A 26,867-nucleotide genomic window follows, 5' to 3' on the forward strand; every position below is an offset into this window, starting at 1 on the left:
TCCTGGTAGGGCGGGGCGAGGTCGAGTTCGAGTGTGCCCAGGACAAGGTGAAGGACCCGTTCCGGGGGCGGGAGAAACGCGCCGCCCCGCGGACCTCCGTGTTCCGGACGGCGGCGAACCGATTCCGCTCTCGGCGGCCCAGCGGGCCACGTGGTTCGCGCAGCAACTCGAACCGCTGGTCCCGATCTCCATCGCCCAGTACGTCGAGTTCCACGGTGTCCTCGACATCGACCTGCTCCGGCAGGAGACGGTGGAAGCGGCCCGCGAATTCGAATCGCCCTTCCTCAAGGTGTACGACGTCGACGGGCGGCCGCTGCAGTACGTGGACCATCGGACGGACACGTCGATCGCGTACGTCGACTTCCGCGCGGACGAGGACCCGGTGGCGGCGGCGCACGCATGGATGGAACGTGACTACGTCACGCCGCTCGATCTGAGCGCCGACCGGCTGGTCGAGACGTCGATCCTGCAGACCGGTGACACACACTTCCTGTGGTACAGCAGGATTCACCACGTTGCTCTCGACGGCTATGGGGCCATGACGATGCTGCGCCGCATCGCACACCGGTACTCCGCGAAAGTCGCGGGCCGCGAACCGGATCCGAACCGGGCGGTGAGCCTGCGGCAGTTGTACGACATCGACAGCCGGTACCGCGCCTCCGAGCGGTTCGTGACCGATCGGGAGTACTGGGCGGGGCGGGTCGCCGGGCTCGAGGGCACCACGCTGGCGCGGACGGCGGGGCAGGTGTCGGCCACCAGCACGGTGGAGAGCGCTGTCCTCTCGGACGACGTCGTGGCCGTTCTCGATTCCCGCGACAGCCTGTCGGCGGCGACGATCATCGCGGCCGCGGCGTGCTACCTGTCGCGACGTACCGGCAGAACCGATGTGCTGGTGACCATTCCGGTGTCGGCCCGCACCACGGCGGTACTGCGCAATTCCGGGGGCATGCTCGTCAACGTGGCACCGATGCCCGTCAGTGTCCGGGCCGACGACACCGTCGCGGAACTGATCGAGCAGGTGCAGCGTGAGCTGGTCGCCGCACTGCGACACCAGCGGTGCAGCCTCGACGACATCCGCCGCGACGCCGGCGACACCGCGACGACGGCACTGTACGGGCCGATGGTGAACGTCATGTTGTTCCGCCAGGAGGTCGCGCTGGGTTCGCTCCTCGGCGATTTCCACATCGTCACGTCGGGTCCGGTCGAGGACCTGCTGATCAACGTGTATCAGAGCGGCACTCCCACCCGGATCTTCGTGGACTTCCGCGCCAACCCCAGCCGCTACGAGGACGCGGAACTGCGGGAACACCATCGTCAGTTCGTCGAACTGCTCGAGGAACTGGCCACCGCAGACCCGGCGTCCCGGGTGGGCAGCATCCACGAGACCAGTTCCCGCACCGGCGAACGACTTCTGCGCGAGGCGGCGGAAATCGACTACTGGCGCCGGCAGCTGGACGGGTTGCCCGACCTCCTGCCGTTGCCCACCGATCATCGGCGGCCCGCGAGGTTGTCGCAGGCGAGCGATCGGGTCACCGTGGTGGTGCCGAGGGAGTTGCACCGCCGCGTGGCCGCACTGGCCGACGCCGCAGGCACCACCGGCCGCACGGTGTTCCTGACGGCCCTGTCGATCCTGCTGGGGCGGGTGACGGGTAGCAGCGACATCGCCGTCGGAACGGCTGTGGACGTGGGCGATCGCACGGACGTCGTGGTGGTGCGGTCGCGGTACGCGAGCGAGGAGTCGTGCCGCGACTATCTGTCGCACGTCCGGGACGTCGCTACCGAGGCGACGGCGCACACCGGTGTTCCGTTCGATCGTCTGGTGCGGGAACTCGATGTGTCGGTGTCGGACGCGTACGCACCGATCTTCCAGGTGCTGCTCGACACCCGCGCGCCCGGCTCCCCGGGTTCTGCCGTCTCCGGACTCGACCTGTGCGTGACCGTGACCGAAGCGGCCGACGAGTCGGGCGATCCGGCGGGTGTCGCCGTCGAATTCGGTTTCGCCGCCGACCTGTTCGACGCCCACACGATTCGGGTGGCCGCCGAGCGGTACCTCCGCATCCTCGACGCGATGGCGGCCGATCCGGTGGTTCCGGTCGGTGACATCGAGATCCTCTCCGCAGACGAACGTTCCGCGCTGACACCGGTACGAGGACGACCGGGCCGGTCCGAGCGCACCCTGCCCGACCTCTTCGCGGACGCCGCCGCACTGGATCCGGCGGCGACGGCCCTGTCGCGGCAGGGCGAGGAGTTGTCGTACCGCGAGCTGGACCGGTGGTCGACGCAGGTCGCGCGCATGCTGATCGACCGCGGGGTGGGGCCGGAATCGTTCGTCGCGCTGGCACTGCCGCGTTCGTTCCGGTCGGTGGCGTCCGTGTGGGCCGTCGCCAAGGCCGGGGCGGCGTTCGTTCCGGTGGACCCGAATTACCCGCCCGACCGAATCGACTACATGCTCGCCGATTCCGGTGCGGTGCTGGGCTTGACGGAGGAGTCGCTGCGGGGACGCTTACACGATTCGATTCCCTGGTGCGTGCTCGACGACCCGGACTTCCAGGCCGACTGCGCCGCCCGCTCCGACTGTCCGGTGACCGACTCCGACCGCATCCGGCCCCTGCACCTCGACAATTCCGCGTACCTGATCTACACGTCCGGCTCGACGGGGCAGCCGAAGGGCGTCACCGTCACGCACCGCGGGCTCGACAACTTCGCGGCCGACCAGCAGGAACGTTTCGGCGCCACGAGATCGTCCCGGACGCTGCACTTCTCGACGCCGAGTTTCGACGCGTCCGTGTTCGAATACCTGCAGGCGTTCGGGGTGGGTGCCACGATGGTGGTCGTGCCGCCGTCCGCGTACGGCGGCTCGGAACTGGCCGACCTCCTGCGGTCGGAACGTGTCACGCACGGCTTCGTCACCACGGCTGCGCTGGGCACGATCCCGCCGGATTCGCTGGGCGACTTCCTCGACGTGGTCGTGGGCGGTGAGGTCTGCCCGCCCGAACTGGTGGCCCGGTGGGCGCCGGACCGCAGGCTGCACAACGCGTACGGTCCCACCGAAACGACCGTCATGGCGAACATCAGCGCACCGATGACCCCGGGTGACCCCATCACACTCGGCGGTCCGATCAGAGGTACCGAGGAAGTGGTACTCGACGCCCGGCTCCATCCGGTACCCGTCGGGGTACCCGGTGAGCTGTACATCGCCGGTGCCGGTGTGGCGCGGGGCTATCACCGCCGTCCCGGTCTCACCGCGGCGCGGTTCGTCGCCGACCCGTACGGCCGGGGCCGGATGTACCGCACCGGTGACGTGGTGCGGTGGCGGCCCGACCACACCCTCGAGTACCTGCGCCGCAGCGACTTCCAGGTGAAGGTGCGGGGCTTCCGCATCGAGCTCGGCGAGATCGACGCGATGCTGCAGACGCATCCGGACGTGCGACTGGCCGTCACCATCGGCAGGCCGGGACCGACCGGGGACACCGTCCTGGTCTCGTACGTCGTCCCGGCTCCGGGCAGGCCGATCGAGACGACGGAACTGCTGCGGCAGGTGCGGAACCGGTTGCCGGCGTACATGGTTCCCTCGGTCGTCGTGGTGCTCGACGAGATCCCGCTGACCCCGGTCGGGAAGCTGGACCGCGCGGCGCTGCCGGAACCGCGGTTCCTGTCCGCGGCCGCCGAGTTCAAGGCGCCAACCGACCCGGTCGAGGAGTCGATCGCCGAGGTCTTCACCGAGGTCCTCGGCGTCGAACGGATCAGTGTCGACGACAGCTTCTTCGACCTCGGCGGCAATTCTCTCGTGGCGACGCGGGTGATCGCGCGCGTCAACGCGGCGCTCGGATCGGACGTGGGTGTGCGGGCGTTGTTCGAGGCGCCCACCGCCGAACTGCTGGCCGCGTACGTTCGGCGTGCGGGGACCGAACTCGTGGACCGACCGCCCCTGGTCGTCGGGGAGCGGCCCGACCGGATCCCGTTGTCGCTGGCGCAGCAACGGATGTGGTTCATCAACCAGTTCGACACGTCGTCGGTGGCGTACAACATCCCGATGGCCGTGCGCCTCACCGGACCTCTGGACGCGGACACGCTGCGGGAAGCGGTCGGCGACGTGATCGAGCGGCACGAGTCGCTGCGCACCGTGTATCCCGCGTCGACGGACGGGCCCTACCAGGTGGTGGTCGACACCGCGGACGTCGTCCCGGACCTCACCCCGCACGTCGACGGCGACGAGTCGCTGTACGAGAGGATCGCGACCCTCCTCGCGGGCGGATTCGACGTGAGCGCGAAGGTCCCGCTGCGGGCGGCGCTGTTGTGGACCGGCCCCGACGAACACGTGCTGGTGATCGTGGTGCATCACATCGCCGCCGACGGGGCGTCGCTCGCGCCGCTGGCCCGCGACCTGATGGTCGCGTACTCCTCGCGCCGGTCCGGGACGCCGCCGAGCTGGGAGCCGCTGCCCGTGCAGTACGCCGACTTCAGCGTGTGGCAGCGTCGCCTTCTCGGCAGTGCCGAGGACGCGGACAGCCTCATGTCCCGGCAACTGCAGTACTGGCGCGGTGTGCTCGCAGAACTGCCGGAGGTCAGCGCCCTGCCGCTCGACCGGAACAGGCCGCCCGCCCGCTCACTCGAGGGAGCGACCGCGGCGTTCGCGATCGACGCGGGCCTGCACCGGCAACTGCTCCTCCTCGCGCGCGAGCACCACGCAACCCTGTTCATGGTGATGCACGCGGCGCTGGCCGTACTGCTGTCGAGGATGTCCGGGTCGGGTGACGTCGCCATCGGCACCCCGATCGCGGGTCGCGGTGAGGCGGCGCTGGACGACCTGGTCGGGATGTTCGTCAACACGCTGGTGCTGCGGACTCCGGTGGAGCCGGGTGAGGTGTTCACCGACGTGCTGGCCCGGGCCCGCGACACGGATCTGGGCGCGTTCGGGCACACGGACGTTCCCTTCGAGAGCGTCGTCGACGAGCTGGCACCAGGCCGGTCGACGTCCCACTCGCCGCTGTTCCAGGTACTGCTCGAATTCCAGAACACCGTGCGCGCCCACCTCGAACTGCCGGGCCTGACAGTCGAGGCGGTCGACGTCGACCCGGGGGTCGCCAAATTCGACCTCCAGCTGTCGCTCGCCGAACATCACGACGAGAAGGGCACCGCCGCCGGAATGTCCGCTGCCTTCCTCTATGCGACGGATGTGTTCGACCGGACATCGGTGGAGGGGTTCGGGGAACGCTTCGTCCGGGTGCTGCGGGCGGTGGTCGACGACCCGGCGGCGGTGGTGGGGGACATCCCGGTTCTCGGTGCGGTCGAGCGCGACCTGGTGCTGGACCGATGGAACCACGAGGGCGTCACCGCCGACGCGCAGACCGTGGTCGAGTTGTTCGCGCGGGTGGCCGCGTCGACCCCGGACGCCACCGCGGTCGTGTGCGGTGACGCGACGCTGACCTACGGCGAACTGGACGAGCAGGCGAACCGGTTGGCCCGGTTGCTGATCGCCGAGGGGGTGGGAACCGAGTCGCTGGTCGCGGTGATGGTGGATCGCACACCTGCCCTCGTGGTGACGTTGCTGGCGGTGCTCGCCGCCGGTGGCGGGTACGTGCCGGTCGACACCAGCTATCCCGCCGAGCGGGTGGCAGCGATGTTCGAGGACGCGCGACCCGTCTGCGCCGTGGTGAGCGCCGAATTCGCGTCGCTGGCACCGGCCGGAATCCCGGTGGTGGCGATCGACGATCCGGCGACGGCCGGTGCGGTGGCCGAACTGTCCGGGCTGCCGGTCACCGACTCGGACCGGTTGCGGCCGCTGCGGGCCGACGCCGTCGCGTACGTCATCTTCACGTCGGGGTCCACCGGGCGACCCAAAGGCGTCCAGGTGTCGCACCGGTGCGTCGTCACGCTGCTCGCCAACACCCGGGAACTGTTCGGATTCGACTCGTCCGACGTGTGGACGCTGTTCCACTCGTACGCTTTCGACTTCTCCGTCTGGGAACTGTGGGGTGCGCTCGTCCACGGTGGCCGGCTGGTGCTGGTCGACTACTTCACCGCACGATCGCCGGACACGTTCCTCGAACTGCTGCGCCGGGAACGGGTGACGGTGCTGAACCAGACCCCGACGGCGTTCTACCAGCTGACGGAGGCCGATCGCGCGGCGAACGCCGTCGAGGACACCGATCAGGCGCCATTGTCGTTGCGGCACGTGATCTTCGGCGGCGAAGCCCTCGACGTCGGGCAACTGGAGCGGTGGTACACCCGGCACGACGACCGGGCCCCCGTGCTGGTGAACATGTACGGCATCACCGAGACCACGGTGCACGTCAGCTTCCTCGCCCTCGACCGAGCGCTGGCGGCGTCCGTGCCGGGCTCGGTGATCGGCGGCGGACTCCCCGGTCTGCGGGTCTACGTCCTCGACGGCCGGCTGCATCCGGTACCGCCCGGGGTGGTGGGCGAACTGTACGTGTCCGGCGACCAGGTGACCCGCGGCTACATCGGCAGGCAGGGTTTGACCGCGACGCGTTTCGTCGCCGACCCGTTCGACCACCACCGGGCGGGGGCGCGCATGTACCGCTCGGGCGACGTCGTGAAGTGGGGTGCGGGCGGCCGGCTCGAGTACGTGGGGCGCAGCGACTTCCAGGTGCAGCTGCGCGGATTCCGGGTGGAACTCGGCGAAGTGGAGGCGGCCCTGGCCGCGTGCCCCGGGGTCGCGCAGTCGGTGGTCGTGGTGCGCGGCGACGACCGGGACGGTGACCGGCTGATGGGTTACGTGGTCCCGGAGACGGGTGCGGATGTCGACGCGGCGGCGGTTCTCGACGCGGTCGGGGCGAGCGTTCCGTCGTACATGGTGCCGGCCGCGGTCGTGGTGATCGACGCCCTGCCCCTGACGGTCAACGGCAAACTCGACCGGAAAGCCCTTCCCGAAGCGGACTTCGGCACGTCGACGGTGGGTTTCGTCGCCCCACGCAATCCGGTGGAGGAGATCGTCGCCGCCGTGTTCGCCGATCTGCTCGGCAGCGTCCGGGTGGGGGCGAACGACAGCTTCTTCGCACTCGGCGGGAACTCGCTGACCGCGACCCGGCTCGTCGCGCGCGTCAACGCTGCCGTCGGCGACCGGCTGGGCGTGCGGGACGTGTTCGACGCCCCGACCGTCGCCGGATTGGCCGCCCGCGCCGAGGCCGGGGACTCCAACCTGGAATCCCGGCCGCCGCCGGCCCCACGGGACCCGTCGCGGGAGGTCCCCGTCTCACTCGCACAGCAGCGGATGTGGTTCATCAACCAGTTCGACACGGCCAGTGCGGCGTACAACGTCGCGATCGCGCTCCGCCTCGCCGGCACCCTCGACGCGCAGGCGCTGGAGGAGGCCGTCGCCGACGTCGTCGAGCGCCACGAGTCCCTCCGCACCGTCTTCCCTCTCACCGACAGCGGTCCGCGGCAGGTGATCCTCCCGGCAGAGAAGGTGGCGCCCGCACTCACACCGCACGCCGTCGGGTCGGCGGACCTCGGCGCGGAACTCCACCGCCTGCTCTCCGCCGGGTTCGACGTGACGACGGAGGCGCCGGTGCGGGCCCGGCTGTTCGGGGTGAACGAGCACGAGCACGTGCTGGCCGTGGTCGTGCATCACATCGCGGCGGACGGTTTCTCGATGGTTCCGCTCGCCCGCGACGTCCTGTCGGCGTACACCGCCCGGTGCCGCGGCGCCGCGCCCGACTGGACCCCGCTTCCCGTGCAGTACGCCGACTACACACTGTGGCAACGAGACTGGCTCGGCAACGAAGACGCAGACGGTTCGCCTCTCGCCCGCCAGCTCGACTTCTGGACCGCGACGCTGGCCGACCTTCCCGATGTACTGGAACTGCCGACGGACCGGCCCCGCCCGGCCGCCCGCACCCTGGGCGCGGGTCGTATCGAATTCGACATCGACCCGGATCTCCACCGGAACGTCGTGCAACTCGCACGCAGGCACGGATCGACCGTGTTCATGGCCCTGCACTCCGCGCTGGCCGTCCTGCTGGCGCGGCTGAGTGCGTCGGACGACATCGCCGTGGGCACCCCCATCGCGGGCCGCGGCGAGGTCGAGCTCGACGACCTGGTCGGGATGTTCGTGAACACCCTCGTGCTCCGTACCCCCATCGACGGCGCCCGCACGTTCGCCGAGCTGCTCGCGCAGGTCCGCGAGGCCGATCTCGGGGCGTTCACGCATGCGGACGTCCCGTTCGAACGTGTCGTGGAGAGCCTGCGGCCCTCCCGTTCGACGGCGTACTCACCGCTGTTCCAGGTGATGCTCGAATTCCAGAACACCGAGCGCCCCGAGTTGGAACTGCCGGGCCTCCATGTCGAACCCCTCGACCTCGCGTTCGACACGATCAATTTCGACCTCCAGCTGACGCTGAGGGAGAACGTCGACGCCGACGGTCATCCCGCGGGGATCAGTGCGGCGCTGGGGTATGCCACCGACATCTTCGACACGGACACGGTGGCCGCGTTCGCCGAGCGCCTGGTCCGGATCCTGAGCGCCGTCACCGAATCGCCGGACGCCCCGGTCGGCGATGTCGACGTCCTCGGCGCCGGCGAGCGGGCCGCGCTGACGTCCGCGAGCGGAGGCCCCGGCGTGGCCGCTCGGACGCTGCCGCAGTTGCTGACGGCCGCCACGGCCAGGGACCCGGCCGCCGCGGCGCTGTCCTTCGAAGGACGCCAGGTGTCCTACCGGGACCTCGACGAATGGTCGAACAGGCTCGCCCGGCTCCTGATCGAGCGCGGCGTCGGCCCGGAACAAGTGGTGGCTCTGGCACTGCCGCGGTCGATCGAATCCGTGCTGGCCGTCTGGTCGGTGGCCAAGACCGGGGCCGCGTTCCTGCCGGTCGACCCGAACCATCCGGCCGAGCGCATCGAGTACATGCTCGGCGACTCGGGCGCCGTCGCCGGTCTCACCACGGCCGCGCTGCAGTCAGCCCTTCCCGCGTCGATCCCGTGGCTGGTGCCGGGCGACCCCGGGACCGAGGCCGAGCTGGCGCTGCTCCCGGCGGCGGCGGTGACCGACACCGACCGGACGTCACCGTTGCACGTGGACCACCCCGCGTACGTCATCTACACGTCGGGATCGACGGGCAGGCCGAAAGGTGTGGTGACCACGCACCGCGGTCTGGCGAATTTCGCTGCGACGGAGCAGAGCACGTTCGGCACGTCCGCGGCGTCCCGGACCCTGCACTTCGCGTCGCCGAGCTTCGACGCCTCCGTGCTGGAGCTGATGCTGGCGGTTGGGCCGGGCGCGACGATGGTCATCGCGTCCCCGTCCGTCTACGGCGGCGACGAGCTGGCGGAACTGCTGCTGCGCGAGCGGGTCACGCACTGCTTCGTCACCCCGGCGGCGCTCGCCTCGGTCGATCCCGCCGGTCTGGAGAGCGTGCAGTGCGTGGTGACCGGCGGCGAAACGTGCCCGCCGGAACTGGTGGCCCGCTGGGCACCGGGCCGGGCCATGTTCGACGCGTACGGTCCGACCGAGTCGACGGTCGTGTCGAGCATCAGCACCCCGCTGGCGCCGGGCGAACCGGTCACGATCGGCGCGCCGACGCTCGGGTTCACCGAGGCGGTCCTCGATCAGCGGCTGCATCCCGTACCGGCGGGGGTCGCGGGGGAGCTGTACCTCGCGGGCCCGGCGCTCGCGCGCGGCTATCACGGCCGATACCCGCTCACCGCGGAACGCTTCGTGGCCAACCCCTTCGGGCCGCCGGGCAGCCGGATGTACCGGACCGGCGACCTCGTGCGCTGGACGACGGACGGGCAACTCGACTACCTCGGGCGCACCGACTTCCAGGTGAAGATCCGCGGATTCCGGATCGAGCTGGGCGAGGTCGAGTCGGCGCTGCTCGCGCACGGCGACGTGGCGGCGGCGATCGCCGACGTGCGCCGCGACGAACGCTCGGGCGACCGGCTGATCGGATACGTGGTCCCCGAACCCGGAGCGGACATCGATCCGGGCGAAGTGCTGCAGTTCGCGGGCACGCGCCTCGCGTCGTACATGGTGCCCGCCGTTGTCGTGGTGATCGCGGCGCTCCCGGTGACGGTCCACGGCAAGCTCGACCGGAAGGCGCTGCCGGAACCGGACTTCGGTGTCGCCGTCACCGACAGTCGTCCGCCCCGCACCGAGACGGAGTCGCTGCTCGCCGGCCTGTTCCGGGACGTGCTGGGACTCGAGTCGGTGGGTGTGGACGATTCGTTCTTCGCGCTGGGCGGCGACAGCATCATGTCGATCCAGCTGGTGGCCCGCGCGAAGGCAGCGGGTCTGATCCTCTCCCCGCGGGACGTGTTCGAGCGCAGGACCGTCGCCGGTCTCGCCGAGGTGGCCCACTACGAGCGCGCGGATGCCGTGGTGCTGGAGGAACTGCCCGGCGGTGGCGTCGGCCCGGTTCCGCTGACACCCGTCGTCGCGTGGATGCTGGGACGCAGCGGCGGCCGGCTGGACCGGTTCTCCCAGGCCGTGCTGGTCACCGCGCCGCCCCGGCTCACCCGTGGCGATCTCGCCGCCGCCGTCGACGCCGTGCTGGACCGCCACGACATGCTCCGCGCGCGGCTCGCCGTCGACGAGTCGGGGCGGTGGGCCATGACGGTGCTGCCGACCGGATCGGTGCCCGCCGATGCGCTGATCCATCACGTGCCCGTGACGTCGTTCGACGCCGGCGACTTCGATGCGGTGGCGAGAGCGGAACTGAACGCGGCGGCGGACCGCCTGGACCCGGCCTCGGCCAGCATGGTGCAGGTGCTCTGGTTCGACGGTCCCGGCGGGCAGGGGCGGTTGCTGCTGGTCGCGCATCATCTCGTGGTCGACGGCGTGTCGTGGCGGATCCTGATCGCGGATCTGGCGGCGGCCCACACTCGCGCCGCCGAGGGTCTGCCTGCCGCGCTGCCTGCCGTGGGGACGTCGATGCGGCGGTGGTCGCACGGACTCACCGATGCCGCGTCGGCCCGTCGCACCGAAGCGGGGCGGTGGCAGTCGATCCTGGACGGCCCCGACCCGCTCCTCGGCTTCCGGCCGCTGGATTCGGCCGTCGACGTCGATGCCACGACGGGCCGCGTCACCGTCGACGTGCCCGCACCCGTCACCGAGGCTCTCCTCACCACACTGCCGGCCGCGTTCCACGGCACCGTCGGCGACGGCCTCCTCACCGCGCTCACACTGGCAATGATCCGGTGGCGGCGGCACCGCGGGGTCGAGATGGCCGACGTACTGATCAACCTCGAGGGTCACGGCCGCGAAGACCACGTCGTGCCCGGCGCCGACCTGTCCCGCACCGTCGGGTGGTTCACCACACTGTTCCCGGCGCGACTCGACCTCACCGGCATCGGCATCGACGCCGCCCTCGCCGGCGACGACGCGGCCGGGTCCGCGATCAAGGCGATCAAGGAACAACTCCTCGCCATCCCCGATCACGGCATCGGGTACGGGATCCTGCGATACCTGGATCCGGTCGGCTCGGAGGCACTGCGCCGATTCCGGCCACCGCAGATGAGTTTCAACTACCTCGGCCGGGTGGCGACGAGCGGGGGCGACGTGCCCTGGCTACCCGTCGCGGGCAGCGGGGACCTCGGCGGAACCCAGAACTACGACATGCCCGCCGCCTGGGTCGTGGACGTCAACGCCGCCACCACCGTCCGGGACGGCGCACCGGTACTCACGGCGACGTGGTCGTACCCCACCGGTGTGCTGGCCGCCGAGGACGTGGAAGAGCTGTCCGCACTGTGGGTTCGGGGACTCACCGCCCTGGCCGAGCACGCGAGCCGCCCGGGCGCAGGGGGGCTGACGCCGTCCGATCTCGATCTGGTGTCCGTCGGGCAGGCAGACATCGACCGGTTCGAGAGCACCTACCCGGACCTCGCCGACGTCTGGCCGCTGTCACCGCTGCAGGCCGGTCTGCTGTTCCACGCGCAGCTGTCCGAGCATCGCCTCGACGCGTATCAGGTGCAGCTGGTCTTCGACCTGCGCGGCACCGTCGACTCCGCCAGGCTCCGCCGCGCCGCACAGGGCCTGCTCGACCGGCACGCGAACCTCCGGGTGGCGTTCGCGGAGACCGGTGGCGGACCGGTCCAGGTGGTGCTCGCCGGGGCGACCGCGCCGTGGACCGACGTCGACCTGTCGGATCTCGACGACACCCGGATCGCCGCGGAGGCGGAGGCACTCGTCGCGGCAGACCGCGCCGTCCCGTTCGAGATGTCCGAGGCGCCGCTGCTCCGATTCACGTTGCTGCGCACCGCACCCGACCGGTACCGGCTGGTCGTGACCCATCACCACATCCTTCTCGACGGATGGTCGACGCCCCTGGTGATCAAGGACCTGCTGATCCTCTACGCCACGGACGGCGACACGACGGCCCTTCCCCACGTCACGTCCTACCGCGACTACCTGCAGTGGATCGGCAGGCAGGACCACGAACGCTCCACGGCCGCCTGGGTATCCGCCCTCGCCGGCTCGGACGGGCCGACATTCGTGGCCCCCGCGGCGCGCGGCGAGCAGAGCTTCGCCGAACCCGAGGACGTGCGCCTCGACGTGGGCGAGGAGAAGACCCGGGCGCTCGAGGCCCTCGCGCGGGAACACGGACTGACCATGAACACCCTCGTCCAGGTGGCGTGGGGGCTGGTGCTGACCACACTCGGCACGCGCGAGGACGTGGTTTTCGGAGCCACGGTGTCCGGCCGCCCACCGGGAGTCGCCGGCATCGAGTCGATGGTCGGGCTGTTCATCAACACGGTGCCCGTCCGGCTGCGCCTGCGCCGCGAGGAGACGCTCGCGGAACTGCTGCAGCGTTTCCAGCGTGAACAGTCTGCCCTGCTCGATCACCACTACGTGGGCCTCACGGAGATTCAGCGCGCCGTCGGGGAAGGTGCTGCCTTCGACACGCTGACCGTGTTCGAGTCCTATCCGGTGGACCGCATGGGATTGTCGGAAGACACCGACATCGACGGCATGCACGTCGCCGGGATCGAGGGGATCGACTCCACCCACTATCCGTTCACCCTGATGGCGCACGTCGACACCGGACTGCACCTGCGACTGCGATACCAGCCGAACGTCTTCCGGAGCGAGTTCGCGGAGTCGGTGGCGGACCGCGTCGCGCGCGTCGTGCAGATCATGCTGTCGGACATCGACACACCCATCGCCCACCTCACCCTGCTGTCGGAGGCCGAACTCCAGGAGTACACCGCGGTGTCCGGGGCCCCCGCCGGGCCGCCGAAGACCCTGCCCGAGATCCTCACCGCCTCGGCCGGGAACCGGCCGGAGGTGCCCGCGCTCGTCTTCGACGGACGCGAGACGAGCTACCGCGAGCTCGACGAGCGGTCGAGCGCGCTGGCCCGCGTCCTCATCGAACGCGGTGCCGGGCCGGAGAGGTTCGTGGCGCTCGGGCTACCCCGATCACGGGAATCGGTGCTGGCGGTGTGGGCGGTCGCGAAGGCGGGCGCGGCGTTCGTGCCCGTCGACCCGAACTATCCCGCCGATCGCATCGAACATATGCTGGCCGATTCCGGTGCGGCACTGGGTGTGACGACGTCCGCTCACCGACACCGATTGCCCGGTTCCGTGCCGTGGCTGGTGCTGGACGAACCGGCCTTCGACCGCACGTGGGCCGCCGCATCGCCGGTCCGCGTCACCGACCTGGACCGCCGGTCGGTGCTCGACGTCGACCACGCCGCGTACGCGATCTACACGTCCGGGTCCACCGGCAGGCCGAAGGGCGTCGTCGTCACCCACCGCGGTCTGGCGAACCTGCTCACCGAGCAGACCGAGCACTACACCGTCTCACCCGACTCCCGGTGCCTGCACATCTGTTCACCCAGTTTCGACGTGGCGATACTCGAACTCGTCCAGTCCTGTGCCGCCGGGGCGACGCTCGTGATCGCTCCCCCCGACGTCTACGGCGGGGCGGAACTGGCGGCGCTGCTGCGCCGCGAACGCGTCACCCACGCCTGCATCACCCCGGCCGTCCTGGCCACCGTGGAGCGCGACGGCATCGAGCACCTCGAGGCGCTCGTCGTGGCCGGCGACGCCGTCGGCGACGAACTGGTCGCCGCGTGGGGTGCGGATCGGGCGATGTTCAACGGGTACGGCCCCACCGAGGCCACCATCCTCACCACGTTCAGCCGGCCGATGAGACCGGGCGAGCCGGTCACCATCGGGGGGCCTGTCCGTGGCATCGCGCTGTCGGTCCTCGATGCGCGGCTGCAGCCCGTTCCGGCCGGGGTGCCCGGCGAGTTGTACATCGCGGGACCGGCGCTGGCCCGCGGGTACCACCGGCGGCCCGCGCTCACCGCGGAGCGGTTCGTCGCCGACCCCTACGGCGGCGGCCGGATGTACCGCACGGGCGACGTCGTGCGCTGGTCCCGCGACCACACCCTCGAATACCTCGGGCGCAGCGACTTCCAGGTGAAGATCCGCGGTCAGCGCGTCGAACTGGGCGAGATCGATTCCGTTCTCACCACCCACCCGCACCTCGACTTCGCCGCGACCCTCGGCAGGCCGGGCCCGCTGGGGGACACGGCGCTGGTGTCGTACGTGCTGCCGCACGACGGCGAGGAGGTGGCGGCGCCGGACGTGCTCGCGTTCGCGGGCCGGATCCTGCCCAAGTACATGGTGCCCGCCGCGGTGGTCGTCCTCGACGAGATTCCCCTGACCCCCGTCGGCAAGCTCGACCGGAAGGCTCTGCCCGCACCGGAATTCACGTCGGCGACCATCGGGTACCGGGCGCCCACCACTCCGGTCGAGGAGGCTGTCGCGCAGGTGTTCGCCGACGTGCTCGGCGCCCTGCGCGTCGGTGCGGACGACAGCTTCTTCGAATTGGGCGGCGACTCGCTCAGCGCCACCCGGGCGGTCGCGCGCATCAACTCCGCCCTCGACGCCGGGATCGGCGTGGCCGCACTGTTCGACGCTCCGGTCGTCGCCGATCTGGCGGTCCGGATCGACTCGGCGGTGACGGCGGCCACCCCGTCGGTGGCGCTCGCCGCACGACAGCGCCCCGACCGGATCCCGTTGTCGCTGGCGCAGCAACGCATGTGGTTCGTCAACCAGTTCGACACGTCGTCGCCCGCCTACAACATTCCGATCGCCCTGCGACTGACCGGGGTCCTCGATCACGCCGCCCTGCTCGCGGCGGTCGGCGACGTCGTCGCGCGGCACGAATCGCTCCGCACCGTGTTTCCCGGGTCGGTCGACGGACCGCACCAGGTGATCGTCGATGCCGGGCGGGCCACCCCCCGCCTCGATCCGGTGGCCGCCGCCGGTGACCGCGCACTGCGGGACGCCCTCGCAGCCCTGGTCGGCGCCGGTTTCGACGTGAGTGACGAGATCCCGTTCCGCGCACGGCTGTTCGAGCTGGAACCCGAGCAGCACGTCCTCGCCATCGTCGTGCACCACATCGCCGCCGACGGGTTCTCCATGATGCCGCTGGCCCGCGACGTCATGCTCGCGTACACCGCCCGGACCGTGGGGGAGACGCCTGGCTGGACCCCGCTGCCGGTGCAGTACGCCGACTACAGCGTGTGGCAGCGGGACTTCCTCGGTGCGGTGGACGATCCGGACTCGGTGCTGTCGAGGCAACTGGGCTACTGGACGGACACCCTGTCCGGTTCGCCCGAGGTGCTGCAGATCCCGGTAGACCGGCCGCGCCCCGTCCAGCGGTCCTACCGCGGGGACGTCGTCGAGTTCGACGTGCCTGCCCGGCTGCACCGTGCGTTGAACACGATCGCAGCACAACATAATTCGACACTGTTCATGGCGGTTCACGCGGCATTCGCCGTCCTGCTGTCCCGGCTGTCGGGCACGGACGACGTCACGATGGGAACGCCCGTCGCCGGTCGCGGGCAGGCGGTGCTCGACGACGTGGTGGGCATGTTCGTGAACACGCTCGTCCTGCGGACGGTGGTGGATCCGCGGGCGTCGTTCGGTCAGGTACTGACCGCGGTGCGGGCGGCGGACCTCGGTGCGTTCGAGCACGCGGACATCCCGTTCGAGCGGCTGGTCGACCATCTCGCCCCCGAACGATCCACGTCGCACACCCCACTGTTCCAGGTGCTCATCGAGTTCCGGAACGCGGAGGGCACCCACCTCGAACTGCCCGGACTCACCGTCGATTCGCTCGGCGTGGACTTGGGCGTCGCGAAGTTCGACCTGGAACTGAGTCTCGCCGAGCAGATCGACAGTGACGGCGCGCCCGCCGGACTCAGTGCCGGACTGCGGTTCGCGACGGACGTGCTCGATCGCAACACCGTGGTCCGATTCGGGGAACGGTTCCTCCGGGTGCTCGAGTCGGTCGCCGCGACCACGGAACTTCCCGTGGGCGACATCGAGATCCTGGACACCGCGGAGCGGGGCCGGGTGCTGCCGGCGTTCGCCGAGTCCCCGGCCCCGGACGCGACCCTGGTAGACCTCTTCGAGCGGGCCGCGCAGCGATCCCGCCGCGCGACGGCCGTCGTGTGCGAAGGCGTCTCGCTCACCTACGACGAGCTGGACACCCGGGCGAATCGCCTGGCGCGGTTGCTGATCGCGCGGGGCGCCGGCCCCGAGACCCTGGTGGCCGTCGCCGCCGCGCGGTCGGTGGAGCTGGTGGTGGCGCTGCTCGCGGTGGTGAAGTCGGGTGCCGGCTATGTGCCCGTGGATGTGACGTACCCGGCGGAGCGGCTCGCGTTCGTGTTCGCCGACGCCCGGCCGGTGTGTGTGCTGACCACCGAGGCCGAATCCGACGCGGTCCGGGCGAGCGGGGTCCCGCTCCTGCTCGTGGACAGTGCGGAGACGGTGGCCGAACTCGACCGTACGTCGCCGCTGCCGGTCACCGACGGCGACCGGACCGGGCCGCTGCGCCCGGACTCGGTGGCGTACGTCATCTACACGTCCGGCTCGACGGGGCAGCCGAAAGGCGTTCAGGTGGCGCACCGCAACGTCGTCACCCTGTTCGCGAACACGCAACCGCTGTTCCGGTTCGATGCCTCCGACGTGTGGACCATGTTCCACTCGGCGGCGTTCGACTTCTCCGTCTGGGAACTGTGGGGTGCGCTGCTCCACGGCGGCCGGCTGGTGGTGGTCGACTACTTCACGACCCGCTCACCCGACATGTTCCTGCGACTGCTGCGGGACGAGAACGTCACCGTCCTGAATCAGACCCCCACCGCCTTCTACCAACTCGCCGAGGCGGACCGGGTCGCCGGCGCCACCGAACTGTCCCTCCGCGTCGTGGTATTCGGCGGCGAGGCCCTCGACCTGGGGCAGCTCACCCGCTGGTACGCGCGACACGACGACACCGCCCCGGCGCTGGTGAACATGTACGGCATCACGGAAACCACCGTGCACGTCAGTCACCTGCCGCTGGACGTGGAACTCGCCGCGTCCGCGTCAGCCTCCGTGATCGGCCGGGCACTGCCCGGACTGCGCGTGTACGTGCTCGACTCCCGACTGCACCCGGTGCCGCCGGGAGTGGTCGGGGAACTCTACGTGTCGGGCGCGCAGGTGACCCGGGGCTATCTCGGCCGGTTCGCACTCACGTCGACCCGGTTCGTGGCCGACCCGCACACACCCGGTTCGCGGATGTACCGGTCCGGCGACCTCGGCCGGTGGAACGCGGACGGTCAGCTGGAATATCTGGGCCGCAACGACTTCCAGGTTCAGGTCAAGGGCTTCCGCATCGAGCTCGGCGAGGTGGAGTCGGCGCTGCTCGCCTGCGACGGTGTGGCGCAGTCGGTGGTGCTGGCGCGGCGCGAACGACTGGTGGGCTACGTGGTGCCCGAGGCGGGCCGGGTGCTGGATCCGGCCGCAATCGTCGACGCGGTCGCCGGCCGGCTGGCGGCGCACATGGTGCCCGCGGTCGTGGTGGTGCTCGACGTCCTGCCCCTCACCGTGAACGGCAAACTCGACCGCAGGGCGCTGCCCGAACCGGACTTCGGACGGCAGGTGTCGCTCGGCCGCGCACCGGCGACGGAAACGGAGCGGATCCTTGCCGGCCTGTTCGCCGAGGTGCTCGGCCTCGAATCGGTGGGCGTCGACGATTCGTTCTTCGCGGTCGGCGGCGACTCCATCATGTCGATTCAGCTCGTCACCCGGGCGAAGGCGTCCGGGGTGGTGATCACCCCGCGGGACGTGTTCGAACGCAAGACGGTTGCCGCGCTCGCGGAGGTCGCGACCGCGGGAGAGCAGGCGGTCACGCTGGAGGAGCTGCCCGGCGGCGGCGTCGGCGAATTCCCCCTCACCCCGATCGTGCACTGGATGCTGGGCAGGGACGGCGATTTCCGCCGGTACTCCCAGGCTGCGCTGTTCACCACCCCCGCCGCACTGGACGAGGACACGCTGACGGCGGCGATGCAGGCCGTCCTGGACCGGCACGACATGCTGCGCGCCCGGCTGTACCGGAGTGACCGGGCCGAGCACGGTGCGGCGATGGCGGTCGCGCCGCCCGGCTGGGTGCGGGCGACCGCGGTGGTGCGCACGGTGCCGATCGACGCCGCCGACTCGTTCACCGAGGCCGCGTCCCGCGAACTGGACGCCGCCGCGGGCCGGCTCGACCCGGAGTCGGGTGTGATGGTGCAGGCGGTCTGGTTCGCGAGCAGCGCGACACCGGCCGCCGCGGGACGGCTGCTGATCGTCGCCCATCACGTGGTGGTCGACGGGGTGTCGTGGCGGATCCTCGTCCCCGACCTCGCCCTCGCCTGCGCTCAGGTGCTGTCGGGTGAGCCGCCCACCCTGCCCGGCACCGGCACGTCGATGCGCCGGTGGGCGCACGCCCTCACCGATGTGGCGCAGGAGCCCTCTCGCACAGCCGAACTCGACCTGTGGCGGCGGATGCTCGACACCCCCGACCCACCGCTCGGGTCGCGGCCCCTCACCGCAGCCGACGTCCAGACCTCCGACGTCGAGGTCCGGGTTCCCGTCGAGGTGACGGAGGCGCTGCTGACGACGCTTCCCCAGGCCTTCCACGGGAGTGTCGGCGACGGACTGCTGACGGCGCTGGCGTTGGCGCTCGTCCGCTGGCGCCGGGCGCGCGGGATCGAGTCGTCCGGCGCGCTGGTGAATCTCGAAGGGCACGGTCGTGAGGAGCAGGTGGTTCCGGGCGCCGATCTCGCCCGCACCGTCGGCTGGTTCACCACGATCTTCCCGGTGGGCCTCGACCTGAGTGGTGTGGACATCGACGACGCGTTCGCGGCCGGCCCCGCCGCCGGGGCCGCGGTCAAGACGGTGAAGGAGCGGTTGCAGTCGATCCCCGACCACGGCATCGGGTTCGGGCTGCTCCGTTACCTCGACGCCGAGACGGCTCCCGAACTCGCGGCCCTGCCGGGCGCGCAGGTGAGCTTCAACTACCTCGGCAGGCTCGGTTCGGGTTCCGCGCCGGACGGCGACTGGACGCCGGTCGCCGACGCGGGCCTCGCCGCCGCCGCGCACTCCGGGCTGCCCGCGGCGGCCGTCGTCGACGTGAACGCCAGGACCACCGACACCGCCGCCGGTCCCGCCCTCACCGCCACGTGGTCGTTCCCCGTCGGGGTGATCGCCGCCGACGACATCGGCGAACTCGCGAGCCTGTGGGTCGGCGCGCTCGAGGCCCTCACCGAGCACGCCCGGTCCGGTGGCGGCGGATTCACCCCGTCCGACCTGAACCTCGTCCGGCTCGGCCAGAGCGCGATCGACGACCTCGAGCGCCGCTACCCGGCGATGACCGATGTCTGGCCGCTGTCGCCGTTGCAGGCGGGCATGCTGTTCCACGCCGAACTGGCCGACGAATCGGTGGACGCCTACCTCGTCCAGCTGATTCTCGACCTCGGCGGCGACGTCGACGCCGCACGACTGCGCCGGGCCGCCGCCGCACTCCTCGACCGTCACCCGAACCTGCGCAGCGCGTTCTGTCACGACGCCGAGGGCGGGGCCGTGCAGGTGGTCTCGGGCCGGGTCGCCGTGCCCTGGCGGGAGATCGACCTGAGCGCACTGGACGAGGACGCGGCGGCCGCCGAGATCGAGCGACTGCTGGCCGCCGACCGGACCACCCCCTTCGACATGGCCACCGCGCCGCTGATCCGGTTCCTGCTGGTGCGAACGGCCGGCGGCCGCTGCCGACTGGTGTCGACGAACCACCACATCCTGCTCGACGGCTGGTCGATGCCGCTGATGATCCGGGAACTGCTCACGCTGTACGCCACGGACGCCGACCCCTCTCCGCTGCCCCGCGTGCGGGACTACCGCGACTACCTGGTGTGGATGAGCGGGCGCGACACCGAGCTGTCCGCGCGGGCCTGGGCGGACGCCCTCGCGGGGGTCGAGGAACCGACGCTGCTGGTGCCCGCCGACCGGGCTCGGCAGCTGTCGACCGTGTCGCGGGAGTGGGTGTTCGACCTCGACGAGGACCGGACCGACCGGCTGCGCGAATCCGCGCGGGCGCGCGGGCTCACCCTCAACAGCATTCTGCAGACGGCATGGGGCATCGTGCTGGCGATGCTCACCGGACGCGACGACGTCGTGTTCGGCGCCACCGTCTCCGGCCGGCCGCCGGAACTCTCCGGCATCGAGACGATGGTCGGGCTGTTCATCAACACCGTTCCGGTGCGCGTCACTCTGCATCCGGAGGAGACGCTCGGCGCGTTGCTGGAGCGGGTGCAGGCCGAGCAGGCGGCGATGCTCGATCACCACTACACGGGTCTCGCCGAGATCCAGGACGCCGCGGGTCCCGGCGTCGGGTTCGACACCCTCACCGTGTTCGAGTCGTATCCGGTGGACCGGGCCGGGCTGTCGGAAGACACCGATATCGCCGGACTCCGCGTGACCGGTGTGGATGCCCGCGACGCCGCCCACTACCCGCTGAGTCTCGTCGCGTCGGCGGCGGCGAGCCTGCACCTGAAATTCGAGTACGTGCCCGGCCTGTTCGCCGCCGGCGCGATCGAGGACATCGCCGAGCGGGTGGTGCGGGTGCTCGACGCCTGCACCGGACCCGACGTGCCGCTGGCCCGGCTGTCGCTGCTCACCGAGCGGGAACGCGCGGAACTGGTACCGGTCCGCGGTGGTCCCGCCGGCTCCGTCCGCACGCTCCCGCAGATCTTCACGGACGCCGCCGCGGTCGACCCCGATGCGGTCGCCCTGTCGTCCGGCGACGTCGAGGTGTCGTACCGGGAGCTGGACGAGCGGTCCAACCGGCTCGCCCGTGCTCTGATCGCCCGCGGACTCGGGCCAGAAAAGTCGGTGGCCGTGGGTATTCCACGCTCGATCGAGTCGGTGCTGTGCGTCTGGGCGGTGGCCAGGACCGGGGCCGTGTTCGTGCCCGTCGACCCGAACTATCCGGGCGAGCGCATCACGCACATGCTCACCGACTCGGACTGCGCACTCGGGTTGACGACGTCCGAGCATCGCGCCCGTCTGCCCGAGAACATCGGCTGGCTCGTTCTCGACGACCCCGCGTTCGCCGCCGAGTGCGCGGCCGCATCCGCGGAATCGGTCGACGACGGCGACCGCACGGCACCGGTCACCCTCGACACGGCCGCGTATCTCGTCTACACGTCGGGGTCCACCGGCAGGCCGAAGGGCGTGACCGTGACGCACCGCGGTCTCGACAATTTCGCGCGCGACCAACTCGCCCGCTTCGGAGCGGATTCCGAGTCCCGGACGCTGCACTTCTCGACACCGAGCTTCGACGGATCCGTATTCGAATATCTGCAGGCGTTCGGTGCGGCGGCGATGATGGTGATCGCGCCGACCACCGTCTTCGGCGGCGACGAACTCGCCCAGCTGATCCGGGACCGGCACGTCACACACGCGTTCGTCACCACGGCGGCCCTCGCGTCTCTCGACCCGGCGGGGCTGGATCATTTCACCGACGTCGTGGTCGGCGGCGAGGCCTGCCCACCCGAACTCGTGTCCCGGTGGGCACCGGGACGCCGGTTGTACAACGGGTACGGGCCGACCGAGACCACGGTCATGTCCAACATCAGCGATCCGCTGAGGCCGGGGGAGCGCATCACCATCGGTGGACCGATTCGCGGTGTCACGGAGTTGGTGCTGGATTCCCGGTTGCGGCCGGTTCCGGTCGGGGTTCCGGGGGAGTTGTACCTCGCCGGTGCGGGATTGGCGCGCGGTTACCACCGGCGCCCCGGGGTGACGGCGGAACGGTTCGTCGCCGATCCCGCCGAGCCCGGGCAACGGATGTACCGCACCGGCGACATCGTGCGCTGGACTGCCGAGCACACCATCGAGTACCTCGGCCGCAGCGACTTCCAGGTGAAGGTGCGCGGGTTCCGCATCGAACTCGGCGAGATCGACACCACTCTCACGGCCGACCCCGACGTCCGGTTCGCGGTCACGGTCGCCTACCGCGGTCCGGCCGGGGACACGCTCCTCGCGTCGTACGTGGTGCCCGCGCCCGAACGTGCCCTCGATACCGAGACGATCACCCGCCGTCTCACGAGCAGACTGCCCGCCCACATGGTTCCGTCCTCGATCACGGTGCTGGACGAGATCCCGCTGAACGCCGTCGGCAAGTTCGACCGCAAAGCCCTGCCCGCACCCGAATTCGACGTCGGCACGCGCGAATACCGGGCACCCGCCGATCCGGTCCAGGAGACGGTGGCCGAGGTCTTCGCGGAGGTCCTCGGACTCGACCGGGTGAGCGCGGACGCGGGATTCTTCGACCTCGGCGGCAACTCACTGAGCGCGACCCGCGCGGTGGCCCGCCTGCGCGCCGCACTCGACACCGACATCGGCGTGCGGGCGTTGTTCGAGGCGCCCACGGTCGAGGCGTTCGCCGCGCGTATCGAGCACGCGGGAGCGGGTCCGTCCGGCCGTCCCGCCCTCACCGCCGGGGACCGGCCCGACCGCATCCCGCTGTCCTACGCCCAGCAACGCATGTGGTTCATCAACCAGTTCGACACGAGTTCGCCCGCCTACAACATCCCGATGGTGGTGCGGCTCATCGGCGACCTCGACGTGGATGCGCTGACCGCCGCCGTCACGGACGTCGTGACCCGGCACGAGTCGTTGCGCACCCGCTTCCCGCTCCGCGACGGCGAACCCGTCCAGGAGATCCTCGCGCCTACCGCGCCGATGCTCGCGCCGACCGCGGTCGCGGACGACGGTCGGCTCCGGGAGGAGCTCACCCGGCTCGTGACGGCCGGCTTCGACGTCGCCCAAGCCGTTCCGCTACGCGTCGCCCTGTTCTCCCTCGACCCGACGGACCACGTGCTCGCCGTCGTGGTCCACCACATCTCCGCCGACGGCTTCTCCATGGCACCGCTGGTGCGGGATGTGATGATCGCGTACGAATCCCGCGTCCACGGTCGCGCTCCCGGATGGACGCCGCTGCCGGTCCAGTACGCCGACTACACACTGTGGCAACGCAGGCTGCTGGGTTCGGAGGACGACCCCGGGTCGCTGATCTCGCGGCAACTGGCCTACTGGGAGTCGGCGCTGGCCGGGCTGCCCGAACTCCTCGAACTGCCCGCCGACCGTCGGCGTCCCGCACAGCAGTCGTTCCGCGGCGAGCGGGTGCGCTTCGCGATCGAGCCCGGCCTGCACGAGCGGATCCGGACGGCGGCGCGGGAGCACCGGTCCACCGAGTTCATGATCGTGCACGCTGCACTCGCTGTGCTGCTCGGCCGGCTCGGCGGCACCGGGGATGTGGCGATCGGCACCCCGATCGCCGGCCGCGGCGAGGCGGCACTCGACGACCTCGTCGGCATGTTCGTCGGCACGCTGGCCCTGCGCACCCCGGTGGAGGCGGGACAGCCGTTCCGTGACCTGCTCGCGCGGGTCCGCGACGCCGATCTCGGCGCCTTCGCGCACGCCGACCTGCCCTTCGAACGGGTGGTGGACGCCGTCGGACCGGTGCGGTCGACCGCCCACTCGCCGCTGTTCCAGGTGTCCCTCGAATTCCAGAACACCGAGAATCCCGCTCTGCGGTTGCCGGGGCTGACCGTCGAGGGGCTCGATCCCGACCTCGCCGTCGTGAAGGTGGACCTCGAGGTGATCCTCGACGAGCGGTTCGCCGCCGACGGCACCCCGGCGGGCATGGTGGGTGCGATCGACTACGCGACCGACCTGTTCGATGCCGACACGGTGCGCGGGTTCGCGGAACGGTTCGTGCGCATCCTCGGCACCGTCACCGCGGAACCCGGTGTTCCGGTCGGCGACATCGAGATCCTCGGCACCGACGAAGTCGCGGCGCTCACCCCGGCGCGCGGCGCACCCGACGCCCCGAATGTCCTGCTGCCGGAACTGCTGTCGGCCGCCGTCGAACGAGACCGGGGCGCCGACGCGGTGTCCTACCGGGGCCGGACGATCAGCTACCGCGAACTCGACGAGGCGTCGAACCGGCTGGCGCGCCGCCTGATCGAGGACGGTGCGGGTCCGGGAACCACTGTCGCTCTGAGCCTGCCGCGCTCGATCGAATCGGTGCTGTCGGTGTGGGCCGTCGCTCGGACGGGCGCCGCGTTCCTGCCGGTCGACCCCGGGTATCCACTCGACCGCATCGAGCACATGCTCACCGATTCCGGGGCGGTGTCCGGGGTGACCCTGCGGGCACACCGAGATCGGCTGCCCGGCACCGTGAACTGGATCGTGCTCGACGACGCCGAAGACGAGGAACGGATCCGGCTGCAGTCGCCTGCCCCCGTCATCGACGCGGACCGGACGGTACCGCTGCACGAGGCACATCCCGCGTACCTCATCTACACGTCCGGATCCACGGGCGTCCCCAAGGGAGTGGCCGTCACACACCGCGGCCTGGCGAACCTCGCCGCGGAGGAGCGCGACCGCCTCGTCGTCACACCCGGCGCCCGGGTGCTGCACTTCGCGTCGCCGAGTTTCGACGCGTCCGTGTTCGAACTGGTCATGGCATTCTGCGCGGGCGCGACGCTGGTGATCGCCCCGCCGACGATCTACGGCGGCACCGAACTGGCCGCACTGCTGAGCAGTGAGCGGGTGTCCCACGGATTCGTCACCCCGACCGCACTGGCGTCGATGGACCCCCTCGGCTTCGAGTCGCTGCGGATGCTGGTCGTGGCCGGTGAAGCCTGTCCACCCGAACTCGTCGCCCGGTGGGCGCCCGGCCGCCGGATGTTCAACGCCTACGGGCCGACCGAGACGACGATCATGTCGAACATCAGCGACGCGCTGGTGCCGGGCGAGCCGATCACGCTCGGCGCACCCACCCGCGGCGTCTCCGAGGTCGTGCTGGATTCGCGGCTGCGCCCGGTGCCGGTCGGTGTCGTCGGTGAGCTGTACGTGTCGGGACGCGCTCTGGCGTCCGGGTATCACCGTCGGCCCGATCTGACGGCGTCCCGTTTCGTGGCCGCCCCCTGGGGTGCCCCGGGCGAGCGGATGTACCGCACGGGAGACGTGGTGCGGTGGCGCCGGGACGGCACCCTCGAGTACGTCGGGCGCAGCGATTTCCAGGTGAAGATCCGCGGGTTCCGCATCGAACCCGGCGAGATCGACGCCGTACTCACCGATCATCCCGACGTCGGGTTCGCCGTCACCATCGGCCGTGCCGGGCCTGCCGGGGAACCGCTGCTCGTCTCGTATGTCCGGCCGATCGGCGGTGCGGACGTCGACACCGCGGAACTCACCCGTCTCGTCGGGGAGCGTCTGCCGGCCCACATGGTGCCCGCCGCGATCGTCGTCCTCGAACAGATTCCGCTGACGCCGGTGGGCAAACTGGATCGCGCCGCACTGCCCGCACCCGAGTTCCTGTCGGGCGCCGCCTTCCGGTTGCCGGCGAACGACCTCGAGGCGGCGGTCGTGGACGTCTTCGCCGAGGTGCTCGGGCTCGACCGGGTGGGGGCCGAGGACAACTTCTTCGAGAGAAGCGGCAACTCCCTGCTTGCGACGAAGGTGATCGCCGCCCTGCAGGAGAGGCTCGATCGGAAGATCCCGCTGCAATGGATGTTCCTCGATCCCACCCCGGCCGGCCTCGCCCGCAGGATCGCAGTGCCGTCGGCCGAGAGCGGGGTGACGGAGGCGCTGGGGGTGGTCATTCCGCTGCGCACGGAGGGCACCGGACGACCGCTGTTCTGTGTCCACCCGGGAATCGGGCTCTCCTGGGGGTATGCGGGTCTCGTCCGGTATCTGCCCGCCGACCGCCGTGCGTTCGGACTGCAGTTGCCCACGATCAGCGGGGACGGCGACTACCAGTCGATCGAACAACTCGCGCACCGGTACGTCGAGGAGATGAAGGCCATTCAGCCGGAGGGACCGTACGACCTGCTCGGCTGGTCGCTGGGCGGGGTCATCGCCCACGCGATGGCCGTCGAACTCCAGCGTGCAGGCGACGACGTCGCCACCCTCACGGTCATGGACAGCTATCCCGACAACGGCGAGGATCCGCTGTTCGGGAAGCTCGACATGCGGGATCTGCTCCGCGGCCTGGGGCTCGTCGTCGCCACCGACGGCGAGCTCACGTACGAACGCGCGGCGCAACTGCTGAACGAATCGTGGGGCAGTGACTCCGGGCTACGCGGAGAACACCTCGCGCGGATCAACGCCGGATACGAGAATTCGCGAAATCTGGTCCACCGGTTCGAGCCGCAGGTCTACGATGGCGAGCTGCTGATCTTCCCCGCGACCGGCGACGACGACGGCACCACGCGCTCCCGGTCGGCGGACGAGTGGCGGCCGCTGGTGACCGGTCGAATCGTGGAGCACCGGGTGGACTGCGGGCACAACGACATGATCGAGCCGCAGTCCCTCGCCGTCATCGGTCCGGTGTTGTCGGGGTATCTCGAGGCCGGTCGCACCCGGCGCCGCGACGACCGAATCCGCTGAACGGAGCCGTGCCGCTGTGCAACGATGGGGTCTGTGCGCCCTGTGGACGGCGAACGAGTTTTCTGGGGGACGGCGAAAAGCTACCGCCTCCCGCATTCGCGAGCCAGGATACGGACGCGGTCACGCTGTGAGCGGT

1 protein-coding gene is annotated in these 26,867 nt (G+C 70.7%); it reads left to right on the forward strand.

The window, feature by feature from the left end; genetic code table 11:
* The first annotated feature begins 31 nt into the window (after positions 1-31).
* On the forward strand, positions 32-26,731 hold the full coding sequence (locus QM693_RS04740; RefSeq protein WP_283351574.1) for a non-ribosomal peptide synthase/polyketide synthase: 26,700 nt from the start codon (positions 32-34) through the stop codon (positions 26,729-26,731).
* The last annotated feature ends 136 nt before the right edge of the window (positions 26,732-26,867 follow it).

Source organism: Rhodococcus sp. IEGM 1305, assembly GCF_030058635.1.
Classification (GTDB): domain Bacteria; phylum Actinomycetota; class Actinomycetes; order Mycobacteriales; family Mycobacteriaceae; genus Rhodococcus_F; species Rhodococcus_F opacus_D.